Genomic DNA, 15,174 nt, shown 5'->3' with positions numbered 1-15,174 from the left:
TTTTACACCCAAATTTGTATGCTTATTAGCATAACATTTCTTTCTTAATGGGTGGCCAAATTAACTATGCCACTACAATTCGATGGCATTAGAGAGTCTAGCCAAATTACGATTGTGGACGAATATGAAGAGTGTATTAATTCCTTCACTCAAAGTGCACGGATGGGGCAAACCCTAACTAGCAGATATCAAGCATTAGCGAAATTCGTAAAATTACTCAATAAGCCAAAAGTGATCCTAGCAGATGCGTTGTTTTGCGATTTGAGTATTGAGCAATTACAAAAACTGACAAATAAAAAAATTCACATCCTCAGCAACTCCGCAACACCCAAATACCCAGCTAAAAAGATTCATGTTTTGGATGATAAGCAGCACTTATTTAACCTGATTGAAGCAAGAAAGTCTGGTGAATCCATGGCTATTTTCAACGACGCAAGTCAACAAAAGTTCAATAAGTTTAAATCGGTATTTGAGGCAATAACGGAAGGTGAAAACAATATTGGTTATTGCGCAAATGCAAAGTTTCTTCGTTCAAAGTCAGGACAAGAATACTTAAGAAACATAGATCAAGAATTGATTGAAAAGAAGGTTCACCAATTTAGTCCTTCAATTACTTCAGGGCATAGCTTTGAGCAAGTCGAAATGGATTCAGTCAATATATTTTCAAACAAGACAATATTGCCGACGCAGATAATTCAATCCACTGGTCGTTTTCGGTTAAATTACAAGGTTTATCTCTCGTTTTACAAACCTAATATTCCCGTAGATTTTGAAGTTAGTCATCAAGCAATAAAAGATGAACTAATTAAAGAGGAACTCTATAAGAATAGCTCAGCAGAAGAGGAAGAGCTTCAAAACAATTTGTATGTTGACGTAATTGTTCAGCGAGTTCGTCAGCAAAGACTTATGACTAAAAATTACTGTGCCAACACACTTTTAATGTTAGAGCATTTGGGTTGCACAATAACTTATGGATCTAATTTCGATGAACATAAAGAGCTTGCAAAAAAAAGGCTATCAAATGCTGAAGCAGCGTTATCTGAACAATATCTTTTAATTAACTTGGAAGAACCTGTTTCTGAACATAAGTACTTGAAGCTGTTATCTAATTCTCATTGGAATACGGAAGAACAAGAGCAGCTAATCTACACTTATGAGCTTATAAATCACTACCAACTTCATAGTCATCCGATGCTTATTGAAGAAGTATTAGCGTTTGACAGCTTTGGTCAAGGGCGCCAGCATATCTCTAATATTGAGCTGATAAAAAGCAATATAGAATTTAAAGAAATAGAGCTGGCTTACAAAAAGTTGGTGTTAGGAAAACTGGCGAAGATAACAGGATTACTTGAATCTGATACACCTGAGTGGACCAGCCATGACGCAGTGAGTTTTGTTAATTGGTTAGCTGAAGAAAAATTGGTTCTTAATGCCATTCTAGTGCCAATAGCGAGATATTTTGAGGTGGTATTTAATTACACAAAAATATCAAAACCCCAGCCTGCAAGCACAATAAAAGCACTTTTAGAGAAAGAGTTTGGCCTTCAAGTAGTGAAGAAAAAGGAAACTAAGTCTATTAATGGTGAGCGCCCTTATCGTTTCAGCATCAAACATGCAGACTTGGATAAACTAAGGGCAGGCAAAAAACTAACATCAAATGACCAAATTGCGAGAGCGCAAGGCTTACTGTATTTCTATCAGCAGTCGTTCCCTGAATTTGAACTTGAAGACACAGAAATTAAATCCTGTGAGCCAAAACAGTTGCGGCATTCGCTAAAGTTTGCTCAGAACAGGGCCTCATATTACGACTACCTTGATGAGCGAATAGTAAGAATGCAATCTGAAGCCTATGAACATCATTAGTTTACTATTGCATGAGGTGGATTACTCTCATGTGTACAGCATGAGGTGGATTAGCATGAGGTGGATTAGTCAGGACGTGATCTTCCAGTTCTCTAACAGCGATGTAATCAGTTCTGACAGATTACTCTTGCTCACTTTTCCCCATTACGCGTTCACGTAAATATTCTAATGGCGGCTGTGGGGCGAACAACGGACCTTTCTGCTACCCTCAAGGAAGCAAATCAATCCCAAACTGCTTCAGTAATAACGAAAACAGCCAAAAGCAAATTATGGTTACTATTGAGCTGATGAGTAACGATAGCCAAAAACTGTAGCGTTGGATCAGCATGGGGAAAAGTAAAAACATGGGCAATGTCGGAAGTACATACCAAAAGGTGTACCAAGTATGATTGGCTATTTTCTCAGCAGGTTGCTTTTCAACATATAACCAAATCATGGTTAAAATGGTGACTGTCGGTAACGCCACTATCAGTGCGCCTAGTTTATCATTTCGTTTTGCTAGCTCCGATGCCGCGACAATGACCGTAGCGGTGATCAAATACTTAGTTATTAGCCAACCCATATAATGTCCTTAAATGAAAAAACCGATTGCCTATCGGTTTTTGTTGTGACAATATAGCCAACGAATTAAATAGAGTAAAGTGTTATGCAGTTAGGTGAACTAGAAAAGTTAGTGCTTCAACATTTCTGGAATGTGAAAGAAGCGGATGCAAAGCAAGTACATAAAGTACTGGGGTTAGCTCGTGGTAATTCGTTAAATACTATCCAAAGTACGCTTGATAGGTTATTTAAAAAAGAATTACTTAAACGCACTAAACAAGGCCATGCGTATTGTTATTCAGCCAGAGTAGATCGTGAAGGCTTAATTGCTCAACTTATTTCAAATGTAACCAGTGACTTTGTTGAAGATGGTGAAAATAGCTTAATAGCCGCTTTTAGTTCTGCTTCGGCACAGCTTAATGACGAACAACTCGATACATTAGAAAAAATGATCGAGAAACAACGCCAGCTTAGAAAGGAGCGGGCTTAATTATGTTAGTTGGAGATATGGCAGTCGTTCTAAATTTGCTCAGTGTTTCAGTGCTTGCATTTGTGATCGGTATTGCAACTGTTGCTGTCGTATCTCGTTTTGTGTTGTTCAGACTCAAACAAGTCAGTTTTAATAGTCAAAAGTTTATATTGTGGTCACTAGTGAGTGCACCTTGGTGGATAGCCTTTTCTTGTATTGGTTACTTTATGCCTTACTCGTTAGGGTTTGATAAAGTTTTTAACATAAGCTGGTTCGAAGATTTTGCCCATTGGCACCATATCGATATTTTTAGCTTTTCAAGTTGGCACGCGTTAACCTTACTTTTAGCACTAATCTATTTAGCTTGGCGCGTAACTAATACTACCTTTGTTAGAACCAAACAGTCCATCGCATTATCGAGTTTACTAAGCTTTACTGATGCACAAGATGCTAGGACGACTAATGGCAATCAATATTTATTGATGCCTGTTAAAGTGCCTGTTGCCTTTACTACAGGTTTTATATCTCCCAAGATATATGTATCAACCGGACTACAAACCCAAGTTAGCGATGAACAACTTAATATCATCGTTAATCATGAACTGGCCCATGTAACGGCAAGAGACCCGTTATTTAAAGTGCTTTTCACGGCACTTGCCAGCTTCTATCCGTCAGGTATAAAACAAACCTTAATCGAACAATATGTCTTAATGACGGAAAAGATAGCCGACAATGAGGTCACTAAAGAATACGACCATCTTGATATCGCACAGACATTAATTGATGTCGCTAGACTTCAAAAAGCACTTCCTACGGATTGCGATCAGGCGTCTGTTAGCTACTTCGGACATGATTACACGAGTCTTCGTGTTGAGGGGTTATTAAATCCAATTAATAAACCGTCACTTACTACTATCATCATTACTCTAGCATTATTGGCAACTATGCCAGTACTAGCGGCATCCACTGTCGATAGTTTTCATCACTTTATCGAAACTTTTTTCATCCATTAATTAAGGATATGGAATGAGATTTAATCTTTATAAAAGCAACGAAAAAAAACCGATTGGCTATCGGTTTTTGGCTGTTGGTATAGCTGTAACAACGGGACTTGGTTTAGCAATATCAACTCCCTCTTTGGCTAATTCGAAGTCCCAGCAGCAAATACAGTCATCACATCAGATTATTAATCTGAGTAAGGCTGTGACCATGACTCTAGAAAGTCATCCCGAACTAAAAGCCTTGGTAGCTGAAGAAGCTGTGTGGCAAGGCAATATCGAGCAAGCTGCCATTGGAGAACGCCCACAAATAGGTTTAATGATTGAGGATGCGTTAGGGACAGGTGAGCATAGCGCATTAAAAAGTATGCAATCGACTCTCACCTACTCTTGGCTGCTTCAACAAGATCAAATTGATGGCCGAGTTAATGCAGCAAAAAGCCAAGCAAGTGCAGTAATAGTAGAGCAAAAAATAAAAGCACTCGATCTATCTGCGATTGTTGCGAAGCAGTTTGTTGAAATCTTGATAAAGCAAGAGCGCTTAAAATTAAATCAATTAGCAGTTTCTCAGGCACAGGAAGTGGTTGACGCGATTGCCAATAGAGTAAAAGCGGGTAAAAGTTCCAATGTTGAAATGCGCTTGGCTCAAGCCGAGCTGGTTCGAAGAAATCTCGCTGTAGAAGATTTAGAGCACGAATTAAAAGCTAGTCATTATCAACTGTCATCCTTATGGGGCAAGCCTCAGGCTGAGCTTAAATTAACTGGGAATTTAATGCTTAAGCCGGAAATTCCCTCGGTAGAAAGCCAGCTAATCAAGCTTAAGCAAGTCCCACAAATACAGCAGTTTGTTAATGAACAACGTATCGCTCAGTCTCAAATGGAGCTTGCACGCATTGAAGCAAAACCTCAGTGGCAACTCACTGCGGGATTGAGACGATATGAAGCGACAGATGACTTTGGTTTAGTAGCGGGTATATCTATTCCTTGGGGGAATGACAATAGCAATGCAGGAACAATAGCGGCCTTACGCGCAAAACAAGATGTACTGGCAACTCAGCAACAAGCCTTAATGCAGAAACTGGATGCACAGCTATATGTGCTATTACAAGAAATGGCGCATTCCCACCATGTCATTGAAACGATTCAAGCTGAAATTATTCCCGTACTAGAAACCGCATTGACTGAAGCAAGTCAGGCATTTGATATCGGCAAGCTTAGCTACAACCAGTGGAGTGATATCCGTAGAGAGCTACTTAGCGCCCAAAATCAGTTACTTGATGCCTATCAATCTTTGCACTTACAACATATTGAAATTCAACGTCTAACTGGCGTGTCCGTTAGTGATAGCGAGTAGAACCGTGAGCAACCTTATGAAAAATAAAAATATCCTGTCGTCACTGAGCTTGGCGATACTTATCTCATTAACAGGTGTCATCGCACCTAATGCTGTTGCATCATCAACACCTGCGGCAGAGCAAGCTGAACCAGAGAAAGGTCCACACCGTGGGCGCATGTTACGAGATGGTGACTTTGCAATAGAGTTATCTATTTTTGAAACAGGTGTACCGCCAGAATTTCGAGTTTGGGCGACTAATGATGGACAGCCTATAGACCCAAAGAATGTCGATTTAAACGTAAAATTAATTCGCTTAGGCGATGGTACTGATGATATTAACTTTAATGCCCAAGGTGATTTTCTTCGCGGTGATATGGTCATTTATGAGCCTCACTCTTTTGTTGTTGCCATTGAAGCCACTTATCAGGGTAAAAAGTACAATTGGCGATATGACAACTTCGAAGGTCGCACCACGATTGAACAGGCAGTTGCCGATGCAATGGAAATCAACACTGAAATTGCAGGCCCTGCGACCATTCATCAAACCATACCCGCTTATGGCAAATTAAGTTTACCTGTGGACGCTAAGCGAAACATTGCTGCCCGTTTTGATGGTGAAATCACCAAGTTACATGTCAATTACGGTGAAACTGTTAAAAAAGGCCAAACGCTGTTCACAGTAGAGAGTAATGAAAGTCTTAAACCCTACGTTATTAAAGCGCCCACTAACGGTGTTGTTACCCAGTTATTCGCAAACGCGGGTGAGCAAACGGGTGGTAGAACCTTACTGACCATTACTAATTTTAATCGCTATATTGCCAAATTAGCGGTTTATCCCTCGGATTATTCCAAGGTGAAACTGGAAACGCCAGTAACGTTAAACGTTGAAGGTCATGAGGAAACCCTTGCAGGTAAGGTGTCATTTATTGAGCCTAGCGTGAGAGATGATCAGGCAAGAATAGTTTGGGTCGAATTAGCTGATGGCCTCTTTTCTGAAGGCAGTTTTGTTAAAGCTGACATAGAAATTGCCACTATTGATGTGCCACTCGCAGTTAAACGTGTTGGCTTGCAAGGATTTAGAGATTTTACTGTCGTTTACGCCAAAGTGGGTGAGCAGTATGAAGTTCGTATGCTTGAGTTGGGCCGCGCTGGAGGCGAATGGATTGAAGTATTAGGTGGCCTAAAAGCGGGAACCGAATACGTGACCGACAATAGCTACATCTTAAAAGCCGACATTGAAAAGTCTGGCGCATCACACGATCACTAGGAGCGTATAAATGTTGGAGTCAATTTTACGCTTTTCAATAAAGCGCAAATTCCTTGTTATGGTGATGGTGTTAGCTGTGTCAGGTTTGGGTATTTGGAACTTTACCAAATTACCGATTGATGCAGTGCCCGATATCACCAATGTGCAAGTCATGATCAATACCGAAGCGGCTGGGTTTACGCCATTAGAAGTTGAGCAAAGAGTAACCTTTCCGTTAGAAACTGCGTTATCGGGTTTGCCGGGTTTAACCTATACCCGCTCAGTTTCTCGTTATGGCCTATCTCAAGTGGTTGCAATATTCAGTGATGATACCGATGTCTATTTTGCTCGTCAGCTTGTTAATGAGCGTTTATCAGCGGCACGCGCCGAATTACCGCAGGGCTTAGAGCCTCAACTTGGGCCAATTGCGACAGGTCTTGGTGAAATATTCATGTTCACCGTTGATGTAGAGCCTGATGCGACACACGCAGATGGCACGCCTATTACACCAATGGATTTACGAACAGTACATGACTGGACAATTAGACCTCAGTTGATGCGTGTACCGGGTGTAGTAGAAGTCAATCCGATAGGCGGATTTGAGCGTGAAATTTTAGTCGCCTTCAAACCTGAAAAGCTACTTGCTTTTGGGCTGTCACAAGCCGATGTGGTGGATGCAATTTCGCAAAATAATCAAAACCAAGGCGCAGGCTTTATTGAGCAAAATGGCGCACAGTGGCTGTTAAGGCTACCCGGTCAAGTTGCTGATATGACGGCCATTGGTAATATTCCGCTTAAGTCGATTGATGGTTCATCACTTTATATTAAAGACGTCGCCGATATTGAAAACGGCAAAGGGCTTAGAACTGGCGCTGCTACACAAAATGGTCGTGAAGTGGTGATGAGTACGGTATTTATGCTTATTGGCGAAAATAGCCGCACAGTAGCTCATGCCGTGGGAGAAAAGCTCAAGGAAATTAACGCCACTTTACCAGAAGGTATAGTCGCAACTGCTGTTTATGATCGCACTAAATTAGTAGATAAAACGCTACAAACGGTTCAGCTTAACCTGATCGAAGGGGCGATATTGGTTATCGTTGTACTCTTTGTGCTACTGGGTAATTTCAGGGCTGCATTTTTAACAGCCTTAGTGATCCCATTTGCCATGTTGATGACAGTAACAGGTATGGTACAAACTCGCGTGAGTGCTAACCTGATGAGTTTAGGCGCGTTAGATTTTGGTTTGTTAGTCGATGGTGCCATTATTATCGTGGAAAATTGTCTTCGCAGGCTAAGTCAAGCAGGAAACAAACCTCTGCCGCTAAAAGAACGCATGGAACTCGTGTTCGAAGCCACAAAGGAAGTCATACGTCCAGCGCTATTTGGCGTGTTTATTATCACCGCTGTTTACTTACCCATTTTTGCTCTTGAGGGTGTTGAAGGCAAAATGTTCCACCCGATGGCGATCACCGTGGTTATCGCGTTACTTAGCGCTATGGTGTTATCGGTTACCTTTGTACCCGCTATGGTTGCCCTGTTATTCAAAAAACCTGTGAAAGAAAAACATAGCCCAATAATTCGTGGTGCTGCTGTTCTTTACAAGCCTGCTTTAAACTGGGTTTTAAAAGCCCGTTGGTTCGTTGTTATAGCCGCAACAGTATTAGTGGGTTTCTCAGGTTATCAGGCAACTAAGTTAGGTAGTGAATTTGCGCCTAATTTGGATGAAGGTGATATTGCCATGCACGCGCTGCGAATTCCGGGTACGTCACTGTCTCAAGCAATCGCGCTTCAGGAATCTTTAGAAGATAAAATTAAACAAATGCCAGAAGTTGAACGCGTCTTCGCCAAAATAGGCACAGCCGACGTTGCAACTGATGCCGTACCGCCAAGTGTCGCAGATAACTTTATTATCCTAAAACCTCGCGAGTTATGGCCTGATCCTGACAAAACTAAAGTACAAATCGTAGAAGAGCTGGCCGCGCTAGTAGAGCCAATTCCGGGTAACCGCTATGAGTTCTTACAGCCAATACAAATGCGTTTTAATGAATTGTTAGCTGGGGTGAGAGCTGAACTTGCGATAAAAGTGTTTGGTGATGACTTTGATACGTTGACCACGTTAGGCGATGAGATAGAGGGTGCAATCTCTCAGGTTGAAGGTGCCGTAGATATACAAGTTGAGCAAACCACTGGTTTACCAATGCTTAATCTTGTGCCAAATCGTGAAAAACTGATGCAGTTTGGCATTAGCATTAGCCAAATACAGTCTCAAGTGGCAACGGCTATGGGCGGTACAGTTGCAGGTAAGTTTTATCAAGGCGATGTCCGTTCTGATATTGTGGTGCGCCTTGCAGAGTCTAAGCGTAATGATATAGATTCATTACCTTATTTACCGATAGCCTTGGCTGATGGGCATTCAGTACCGCTTAAAGAATTGGTTGATATTGAGCTGATATCGGGTGCAAACCAAATTAACCGTGAAAATGGTAAACGCAGAGTGGTGGTGACTGCCAATGTTCGCGGCAGAGACTTGGGAAGTTTTGTTGCCGACATTCAAAGCGTGATTAATGAAAATGTTGAAGTTCCGGCAGGCTACTGGGTGGAATATGGCGGCACTTACCAAAAACTGCAATCCGCTTCAGAGCGCCTAAGTATTGTTGTACCTGTCACTTTAATCATGATTGTTGGTTTGTTAATCCTCGCGCTTAACTCATTTAAAGATGCCATGATCATCTTTACGGGTGTTCCGCTTGCATTAACTGGTGGTATTGCTGCGCTGTTATTACGTGATATTCCATTCTCAATTTCGGCAGCAGTTGGCTTTATTGCCTTATCGGGCATCGCTATCCTTAATGGACTGGTTATGGTGTCGTTTATTAGAGAGCTGCGCAAAGATGGCTTAGCACTTGATAAAGCAATCTTTGATGGTGCGTTGACTCGTCTTCGCCCTGTGTTAACAACCGCACTGGTTGCTTCATTAGGTTTTATTCCTATGGCGTTAAATACAGGTATAGGCTCAGAGGTTCAGCGGCCTCTAGCAACAGTGGTCATTGGCGGCATTATTTCGTCAACGATTTTGACCCTGTTTGTCATTCCTGCCTTGTATAGAATTTTACATAAAGAAAAGGAGTCTATTTTGACTGATGTTGAAGTATTGGAGTCACAAGATGCCAAGTAACATGATTAAAGTACTGACCTATCTGACGATTGCGCTGTTAGCGCTTCTCAGTATCGAAGCTTTTGCTCACGGAGTCGATGATAAAACCAGAGCATTTTTAGAGCAAAATAATGGTGTACAGTTTATCCCGTTTTTATATATAGGCGCTAAGCATATGATAACGGGCTATGACCACTTGTTGTTTTTAGTCGGTGTTATCTTCTTTTTATATCGTAGCCGTGACGTACTGTTGTACGTCACCATGTTTACTATTGGGCATAGTACAACCCTGTTATTTGGTGTGTTAAGTGACATACAGGTCAATGCTTATTTAATTGATGCCATTATCGGTTTTTCCGTAATTTATAAGGGCTTCGATAATCTAGGTGGCTTTAAGCGTTGTTTTAATTGGCAGCCTAATACCCAATGGGCGGTGCTGATTTTCGGTCTGTTTCATGGCTTTGGTTTAGCTACCAAATTACAAGAGTTTAGCCTAGCTGATGAAGGTCTTATTACCAACCTGATTGCCTTTAACTTAGGTGTTGAACTTGGTCAATTTGCTGCGCTCGCAATTATTTTGATCATGATAAATGCATGGCGAAAACTGCCTTCATTTCAACGCTTTTCGACAGTCACAAATACCGCACTAATGAGTGCTGGTGTGATGTTGATGGGCTTACAACTTACTGGTTACTTTACCATTTAATCGATTTTTAACTTATAGAAATACAGAAATAAAAGAGAATTTTATGCAACATACAGTTAGTACCAAAACACTCGTTAAAGCGAGTATTTCAGCAGTCGTTGTCGCGGCTATTGCATTGGTTACCTTTATCTTACCAGCAGAGTACAACATCGATCCGACAGGTATTGGAAACAAGTTAGGTTTAACAGCACTTGCACAAGCGGCTGAAGTGGAAACAGCCTCATTAGAATCAACTAAAGGCACGGATGAGTTTCAAACAATAGAAGTGACAGTCCCTGCGGGACGCGGCATCGAATATAAATTTTATATGAAGCAGCATGAAAAAATGACTTATGAATGGTTAACCGATGGTGCTCCATTGTACTTCGATTTACATGGTGAGCCAGAAGGTGACACAACGGGATATTTTGAAAGCTATGCTATTGCTACTACTAATGAAATGAACGGTAGTTATACCACGCCATTTGAAGGCTCTCATGGCTGGTACTGGAAAAACAAATCAGACAAGCCAGTTTCAATACAGCTACTGGTCAAAGGAGATTATGAAGTTATTGGACTTAAAAAATAACGAATTTGATTTAACGAATTCCACACGAAATGGAGACTAAAATGAACAAACTAATATCAATTTTTGCACTTTGCGGTGCCTTGCTTACTGGTAACGTACAAGCTCATGGTGATCATGGAGTTATCAGCGGTCAAAAAGCTGTTAGCATCGCTGCAACACATATTCAAAAGATGACATTTAAAGACGCTGGTTTTGAAGTCGGTAAGTTAGATGAGTCATGGAAAAATATTGATAAGTCGCAACTTTCGATTGCTAGCGTTGAAGACAATTTCTACGTAGTTAGTGCATCTAATGCTAGCAACGAAGATAAGCTTTACTTCCAAATTGCAAAAAATGGTCAAGTTATAGCGGTTAAAAATAAAAACAACTTTTAACAAAATAAGAAGGCACCTTTTGATACATGAGGTGCCTTTGTTTTTGTACCAAGTCCGCTATTGGCACAGAGCCACTGGTCGGCTCTAACTCATTCTGTCCAGAAGCGATTTTGGTGGCATAAGAGACAGTCTGTACGACTAGGTCAGACTTTACCACCATAGGTGTCAGATCGTGTATGAGTCAGTACACATGAGAGTAATTCACTTCTAATTATTCAAGTTTCTCTCCTTAAAAGCCGATAATGTAGTAAAAATAAACAACAAACCGCTGCACGATAGTTCGACTAAAAACGGATTCTGCTTTGTTGAGCAAATTTTACTTAGGTTGTTAGGAAGCAACTCTCTCGCGTGGACGCTGCTGATTGATACCAGCATAATTTTTCGGTAAATCCTTCTCTCTGGCATTTATGCCATCAAGTATTGAACTCTATCGACCATAGGGCCTACCCTAAAGGCCGAAAATTTAATCCGCTTTGATAAATAATTTGTTTTGCTATCTCGCTTTGACATCCCATCGCGTCCAATATGAAGATGCTACTTTCAATGTCCAGCATCGTTAATAATTCGGGGATCGCTATTATTTCATTGCTTTTTCCATCGACTGCCGTTTGGCCTAATACCAATTGATGCTGGCAACTCCGCACCAGTTACTTATTATTTAGTATATTTAGGGAAGCTTTTTGAACCACAATTCTGAACCATTGATTTTTAAGTATATGATATTTAATAGTTAAATTACTTTAATCAGCCCCCTCCTAAGGGGCAGTTACAGGTTCGATTCCTGTAGGGGCTACCAAATCTCACTTTTTGAATATCACCCCCAATAATTTCACCATAAATGTAATTAGTAATGACCAAAGTAATACTGAAAATTTTTAAAGTCTATCAAGGTAGACTTTAATAGAGGTATTGTAATTATTTACATATAAAGTCTACTATATTGGACTTTATTTTGGTTTTTAAGTCTTAAAACTGTAAAAGTCTTTTAAGGTAGACTTTATTTAGATTTATGGTGTAGGTTGAAATTAAAGTCTGATAGATTAGACTTTAATAGAAACATTGTTCAAATTGAGATTGTGATGGCAAAGAAAGTTAAAGCGAGTAAATCCCCAGATTTAAGTAGGGCGTTCACACCTTCTTTGCTTGGTGACGTTATTAAAGCGAAGAGAACACAAAGCAATATCACGCAAACTGACGCTGCATTACTTTCGGGTATATCAAAGCAGACATACATAAATATTGAACAAGGTAGTGCTGATGTAAAAGTGGCCTCGTTAATGAAAGTTGTCTCGGCATTAGGCGTAAAGATATCAATTGAGCCATGGCAAAGTGATAGCACAGCTAACTCACCGCTGGAGGATGAGAATGACGTCTGGGTCTGATAGATATACGCTCGATATAATTTATAGCCAAAAGCTGGTTGGTAAATTACATCTTTCTAGAGAAAGCGATAATTTATCATTGAGTTATCAACAAGAGTGGGTGGATGAGGGCTTTCCAATATCTCCTCATTTACCTTTTGGACATGACATACCTTCTGTCAGTATCAGACGTTTTTTACAAAACTTACTACCCGAAAATAAGGGGCTAGATTATTTAATAGATTACTTAGGGGTATCACGGACGAATGTATTTGCTCAGATCGGTGGAATTGGTAAAGATACCTCTGGGGCTATGATGTTTTTACCTGAAGGTGCTTTAAACGATAAAGTAAAAAGTAACTTTATCGCTATTAGTGATGCTGAACTGATCAAAAAGTTATCTGATCCTCAATTTTGGCATTTGGAAGTCTGGGACGGTAAGCCAAGATTGTCAGTAGCAGGTGTTCAATCAAAATTAAATGTATTGTCAGTTGATGGCAAGTTAGGTTTTGGTGAAGGAGACCTTTGTTCTACCCATATTATTAAGTTTGAAAAGAATAATCAGCAACATCTTGTTATAAATGAATTTGTAACAATGAAACTTGCAAAACTAGCTGGGCTAAGTGTTGCAAAGGTTGAACTTAAATATTTTGATCACCACCCTGCATTACTTGTAGAAAGATTCGATAGAAAATTGTTTAGCCCTGAAAGTGTAAAGCGCAGGCATATGATTGATGCATGCCAAGCTTGTAATTTAGGGGTTGATAAAAAGTACGAAAGAAATTTAGGTAAACAGCGAGATGTTCGTCACATTCGTGATGGTGCAAGCTTTGAAAAATTGTTTGCGCTATCTAAACTCTGCGAAAACCCAATAGCGGCAAAAATTGAAATTTTAAAGTGGGCGTTATTTAATCTTTGTATCTACAACTCAGATGCACATGGCAAAAACTTTAGCTTTTTTGTGCAAAAATCAGGTCTAATCCCTGCGCCATTTTATGATTTAGTAAACGTTAAAATGTATCCAGAGTTTGAACAGGATCTAGCTATGAGTATAGGAGATGAGTTTGACCCTGATGCAATTAATGCCTATCAGTTAGTTGACTTTGCAGATGAAAATGGAATTTCAAAAAAGTTACTACAAAGCCATCTAACTAAAATAGCGACAAGTATTAAAAATAATTTACAACAGGCGATATCGCTTGTTGATAGCCCTTCAAAATCACAAGTGTCATATTTAAAGCATTACTTTGATATAGTTAATGCACGTTGTGAGCACTTTCTTGAACAGGCAACTGTAATCCCTGATATCGAACTATAGTTTACAGTTTAGAAATTAACGTTTGATTGTTAATTTCTAAATTGCAGGGTTATTACTGGTTTTTAAACTAAATTAACCCGTTACTTTTTCAAGCTCACCTGTGCGCCATGGTTCAATGATGATTTTGATATGGTCATTTGGTTTAAATAAGGTGTCAAACGCACCTTGTACGCCGTCTATGCCGACTTTACCAGTACGCATTTTTTGCCATGCGATCTTGCCTGACGCGATGTTTTCAAGTGATTGTGCAAACTCTTCTGGCTGGTAGTAATAAGAGAAAATAAGGTCTAACTCTTTCACTGTGGCATAGGCAAAGTTAACGTTTAGTGGCGCGGTATGTACACCTGTTACAACGATTTTTGCTTTTGCTGGCGCACGTAAAATGTAGTCGTTTAATAAGCGGCTTACACCAGCACATTCAAAAATAACCACTTTATTATTGTCTGCAAGGGCTGCTGCTTTGGCTACTTCATCATCTAGGGTCGGGTTAACATATTCAGTCGCACCAAACTCAAGAGCGACGTGTTTTTACTCTCTTGTGGGTCTGAGGCAATAATATGCTTAACACCTTGCAATCTAAGTGCTGCAATTGCGGCAAGGCCAATTGGGCCACAGCCAACCACGATTGCTATGTCGTCATTACTCATTTGTGCGCGGTTTACCGCATGCAAGCCAACAGCAAGGGGTTCTGTAATGGCTGCAGCTTCTGATGGTACTGCATCAGGAATAGGTAATAACAAAGCTTCATCAACGATAAAGTATTCAGAATAGGCACCATACAGCCCCGGGGTTACACCCACGCCAGCACCGCCCGCAGAGAGTAAGATTGGCACTGAGGTTACACGGGTGCCTTTAGCAAGTTCGCCTTTGGTATTTGGGCCGTAGCTGACGATTTCTGCCGCATACTCGTGACCTAGTAATACTTCTTGGTCGTCACCTGCATCGTTTGCCATGATGCCCAAGTTTTTATAGATATCAAATACATCACTGGTATGGCGGGTGATATGAATATCTGAACCGCAAATACCGCAAGCAAGGCTTTTTACGAGTACTTGGCCTGGTCCTGGTGTTGGAATATCAATTTGTTTTACATGCAGTTTACCATTTTGCATGGCAACAGAGTTCATTTGGGTCATTTGTGTGTCCTCGATCAATCACGAAGAAGTTTCTTCGTTTCGATCTCTAGACTAAAGTAAAGTGACTGGTGATATCTTGACTTTTTACGCCAAAAATACAACAAA

General features: G+C 40.4%; 13 protein-coding genes, 1 tRNA gene and 2 pseudogenes. 12 read left to right on the top strand and 4 right to left on the bottom strand.

What is annotated here, in order from left to right; translation table 11 throughout:
* Positions 1–66: 66 nt before the first annotated feature.
* The gene (locus tag ACSFVZ_RS08400; RefSeq protein ID WP_435558601.1) at positions 67–1,863 is read left to right on the top strand and encodes a hypothetical protein; all 1,797 of its coding nucleotides are present in this window, start codon (positions 67–69) and stop codon (positions 1,861–1,863) included.
* Between the two features lie 208 nt (positions 1,864–2,071).
* Here the strand turns inward: ACSFVZ_RS08400 and ACSFVZ_RS08395 are convergent, their stop codons facing one another.
* A complete protein-coding gene (locus ACSFVZ_RS08395; protein ID WP_348708073.1) occupies positions 2,072–2,425 on the bottom strand; it encodes a DUF3147 family protein in 354 nt (117 codons plus the stop codon).
* A gap of 84 nt (positions 2,426–2,509) precedes the next feature.
* Between ACSFVZ_RS08395 and ACSFVZ_RS08390 the strand changes: the two genes are divergently transcribed.
* Genes ACSFVZ_RS08390 through ACSFVZ_RS08355 form a run of 8 tightly spaced genes read left to right on the top strand, consistent with a single transcriptional unit; the run spans position 2,510 to position 11,254 of the window.
* On the top strand, positions 2,510–2,893 hold the full coding sequence (locus tag ACSFVZ_RS08390; RefSeq protein ID WP_138558786.1) for a BlaI/MecI/CopY family transcriptional regulator: 384 nt from the start codon (positions 2,510–2,512) through the stop codon (positions 2,891–2,893).
* A gap of 17 nt (positions 2,894–2,910) precedes the next feature.
* On the top strand, positions 2,911–3,885 hold the full coding sequence (locus tag ACSFVZ_RS08385; protein WP_435558600.1) for a M56 family metallopeptidase: 975 nt from the start codon (positions 2,911–2,913) through the stop codon (positions 3,883–3,885).
* A gap of 13 nt (positions 3,886–3,898) precedes the next feature.
* Positions 3,899–5,224 (top strand): TolC family protein, encoded by a 1,326-nt coding sequence (locus ACSFVZ_RS08380; RefSeq protein WP_138558788.1) that lies wholly within the window; start codon positions 3,899–3,901, stop codon positions 5,222–5,224.
* Positions 5,225–5,240: 16 nt separating this feature from the next.
* Positions 5,241–6,473 carry an efflux RND transporter periplasmic adaptor subunit gene (locus tag ACSFVZ_RS08375; protein ID WP_138558789.1) on the top strand — a complete coding sequence of 411 codons (1,233 nt, stop codon included), beginning with the start codon at positions 5,241–5,243 and terminating at the stop codon, positions 6,471–6,473.
* Positions 6,474–6,483: 10 nt separating this feature from the next.
* Positions 6,484–9,627, top strand: a complete 3,144-nt coding sequence (locus ACSFVZ_RS08370; protein ID WP_435558599.1) for an efflux RND transporter permease subunit — start codon at positions 6,484–6,486, stop codon at positions 9,625–9,627.
* A complete protein-coding gene (locus ACSFVZ_RS08365; protein WP_348708068.1) occupies positions 9,617–10,312 on the top strand; it encodes a HupE/UreJ family protein in 696 nt (231 codons plus the stop codon). The genes ACSFVZ_RS08370 and ACSFVZ_RS08365 overlap by 11 nt, the downstream gene beginning before the upstream one ends.
* A 43-nt stretch (positions 10,313–10,355) precedes the next feature.
* Positions 10,356–10,880 (top strand): hypothetical protein, encoded by a 525-nt coding sequence (locus ACSFVZ_RS08360; RefSeq protein ID WP_348708066.1) that lies wholly within the window; start codon positions 10,356–10,358, stop codon positions 10,878–10,880.
* Positions 10,881–10,921: 41 nt separating this feature from the next.
* On the top strand, positions 10,922–11,254 hold the full coding sequence (locus ACSFVZ_RS08355) for a DUF6488 family protein (protein ID WP_348708064.1): 333 nt from the start codon (positions 10,922–10,924) through the stop codon (positions 11,252–11,254).
* A 479-nt stretch (positions 11,255–11,733) separates the two neighbouring features.
* On the opposite strand, the pseudogene ACSFVZ_RS08350 reads toward ACSFVZ_RS08355, so the two are convergent.
* Positions 11,734–11,892 (bottom strand): annotated as a pseudogene (locus ACSFVZ_RS08350) (ISAs1 family transposase); the annotation flags it as partial.
* Positions 11,893–11,982: 90 nt separating this feature from the next.
* On the opposite strand from ACSFVZ_RS08350, the gene ACSFVZ_RS08345 reads away from it, so the two are divergent.
* The 3 genes from ACSFVZ_RS08345 (at position 11,983) to ACSFVZ_RS08335 (ending at position 13,933) form a co-directional block, all read left to right on the top strand.
* Positions 11,983–12,050 (top strand) — tRNA-Arg (locus ACSFVZ_RS08345).
* A gap of 223 nt (positions 12,051–12,273) precedes the next feature.
* A complete protein-coding gene (locus ACSFVZ_RS08340) occupies positions 12,274–12,636 on the top strand; it encodes a helix-turn-helix domain-containing protein (protein WP_205994302.1) in 363 nt (120 codons plus the stop codon).
* Positions 12,569–13,933 carry a HipA domain-containing protein gene (locus ACSFVZ_RS08335; RefSeq protein WP_435558598.1) on the top strand — a complete coding sequence of 455 codons (1,365 nt, stop codon included), beginning with the start codon at positions 12,569–12,571 and terminating at the stop codon, positions 13,931–13,933. The genes ACSFVZ_RS08340 and ACSFVZ_RS08335 overlap by 68 nt, the downstream gene beginning before the upstream one ends.
* Before the next feature lie 72 nt (positions 13,934–14,005).
* Here ACSFVZ_RS08335 and ACSFVZ_RS08330 read toward each other — a convergent pair.
* Positions 14,006–14,395: pseudogene (locus ACSFVZ_RS08330) on the bottom strand (hypothetical protein); the annotation flags it as partial.
* Between the two features lie 14 nt (positions 14,396–14,409).
* Positions 14,410–15,069, bottom strand: coding sequence for an alcohol dehydrogenase catalytic domain-containing protein (locus ACSFVZ_RS08325; RefSeq protein ID WP_435558597.1), 660 nt, complete (start codon positions 15,067–15,069; stop codon positions 14,410–14,412).
* Between the last annotated feature and the right edge of the window lie 105 nt (positions 15,070–15,174).

This window comes from Pseudoalteromonas nanhaiensis (assembly GCF_051235485.1).
Taxonomy (GTDB): Bacteria; Pseudomonadota; Gammaproteobacteria; order Enterobacterales; family Alteromonadaceae; genus Pseudoalteromonas; species Pseudoalteromonas lipolytica_C.
Note: the sequence above shows the minus strand (reverse complement) of the source record. Positions and strands in the feature narration are given on the sequence as shown.

Excerpts from the sequence above, each read along its gene's own strand:
- ACSFVZ_RS08400 (WP_435558601.1), top strand. The coding sequence starts at position 67 with ATGCCACTACAATTCGATGGCATTAGAGAGTCTAGCCAAATTACGATT.
- ACSFVZ_RS08395 (WP_348708073.1), bottom strand. The coding sequence starts at position 2,425 with ATGGGTTGGCTAATAACTAAGTATTTGATCACCGCTACGGTCATTGTC.
- ACSFVZ_RS08390 (WP_138558786.1), top strand. The coding sequence starts at position 2,510 with ATGCAGTTAGGTGAACTAGAAAAGTTAGTGCTTCAACATTTCTGGAAT.
- ACSFVZ_RS08385 (WP_435558600.1), top strand. The coding sequence starts at position 2,911 with ATGGCAGTCGTTCTAAATTTGCTCAGTGTTTCAGTGCTTGCATTTGTG.
- ACSFVZ_RS08380 (WP_138558788.1), top strand. The coding sequence starts at position 3,899 with ATGAGATTTAATCTTTATAAAAGCAACGAAAAAAAACCGATTGGCTAT.
- ACSFVZ_RS08375 (WP_138558789.1), top strand. The coding sequence starts at position 5,241 with ATGAAAAATAAAAATATCCTGTCGTCACTGAGCTTGGCGATACTTATC.
- ACSFVZ_RS08370 (WP_435558599.1), top strand. The coding sequence starts at position 6,484 with ATGTTGGAGTCAATTTTACGCTTTTCAATAAAGCGCAAATTCCTTGTT.
- ACSFVZ_RS08365 (WP_348708068.1), top strand. The coding sequence starts at position 9,617 with ATGCCAAGTAACATGATTAAAGTACTGACCTATCTGACGATTGCGCTG.
- ACSFVZ_RS08360 (WP_348708066.1), top strand. The coding sequence starts at position 10,356 with ATGCAACATACAGTTAGTACCAAAACACTCGTTAAAGCGAGTATTTCA.
- ACSFVZ_RS08355 (WP_348708064.1), top strand. The coding sequence starts at position 10,922 with ATGAACAAACTAATATCAATTTTTGCACTTTGCGGTGCCTTGCTTACT.
- ACSFVZ_RS08325 (WP_435558597.1), bottom strand. The coding sequence starts at position 15,069 with ATGACCCAAATGAACTCTGTTGCCATGCAAAATGGTAAACTGCATGTA.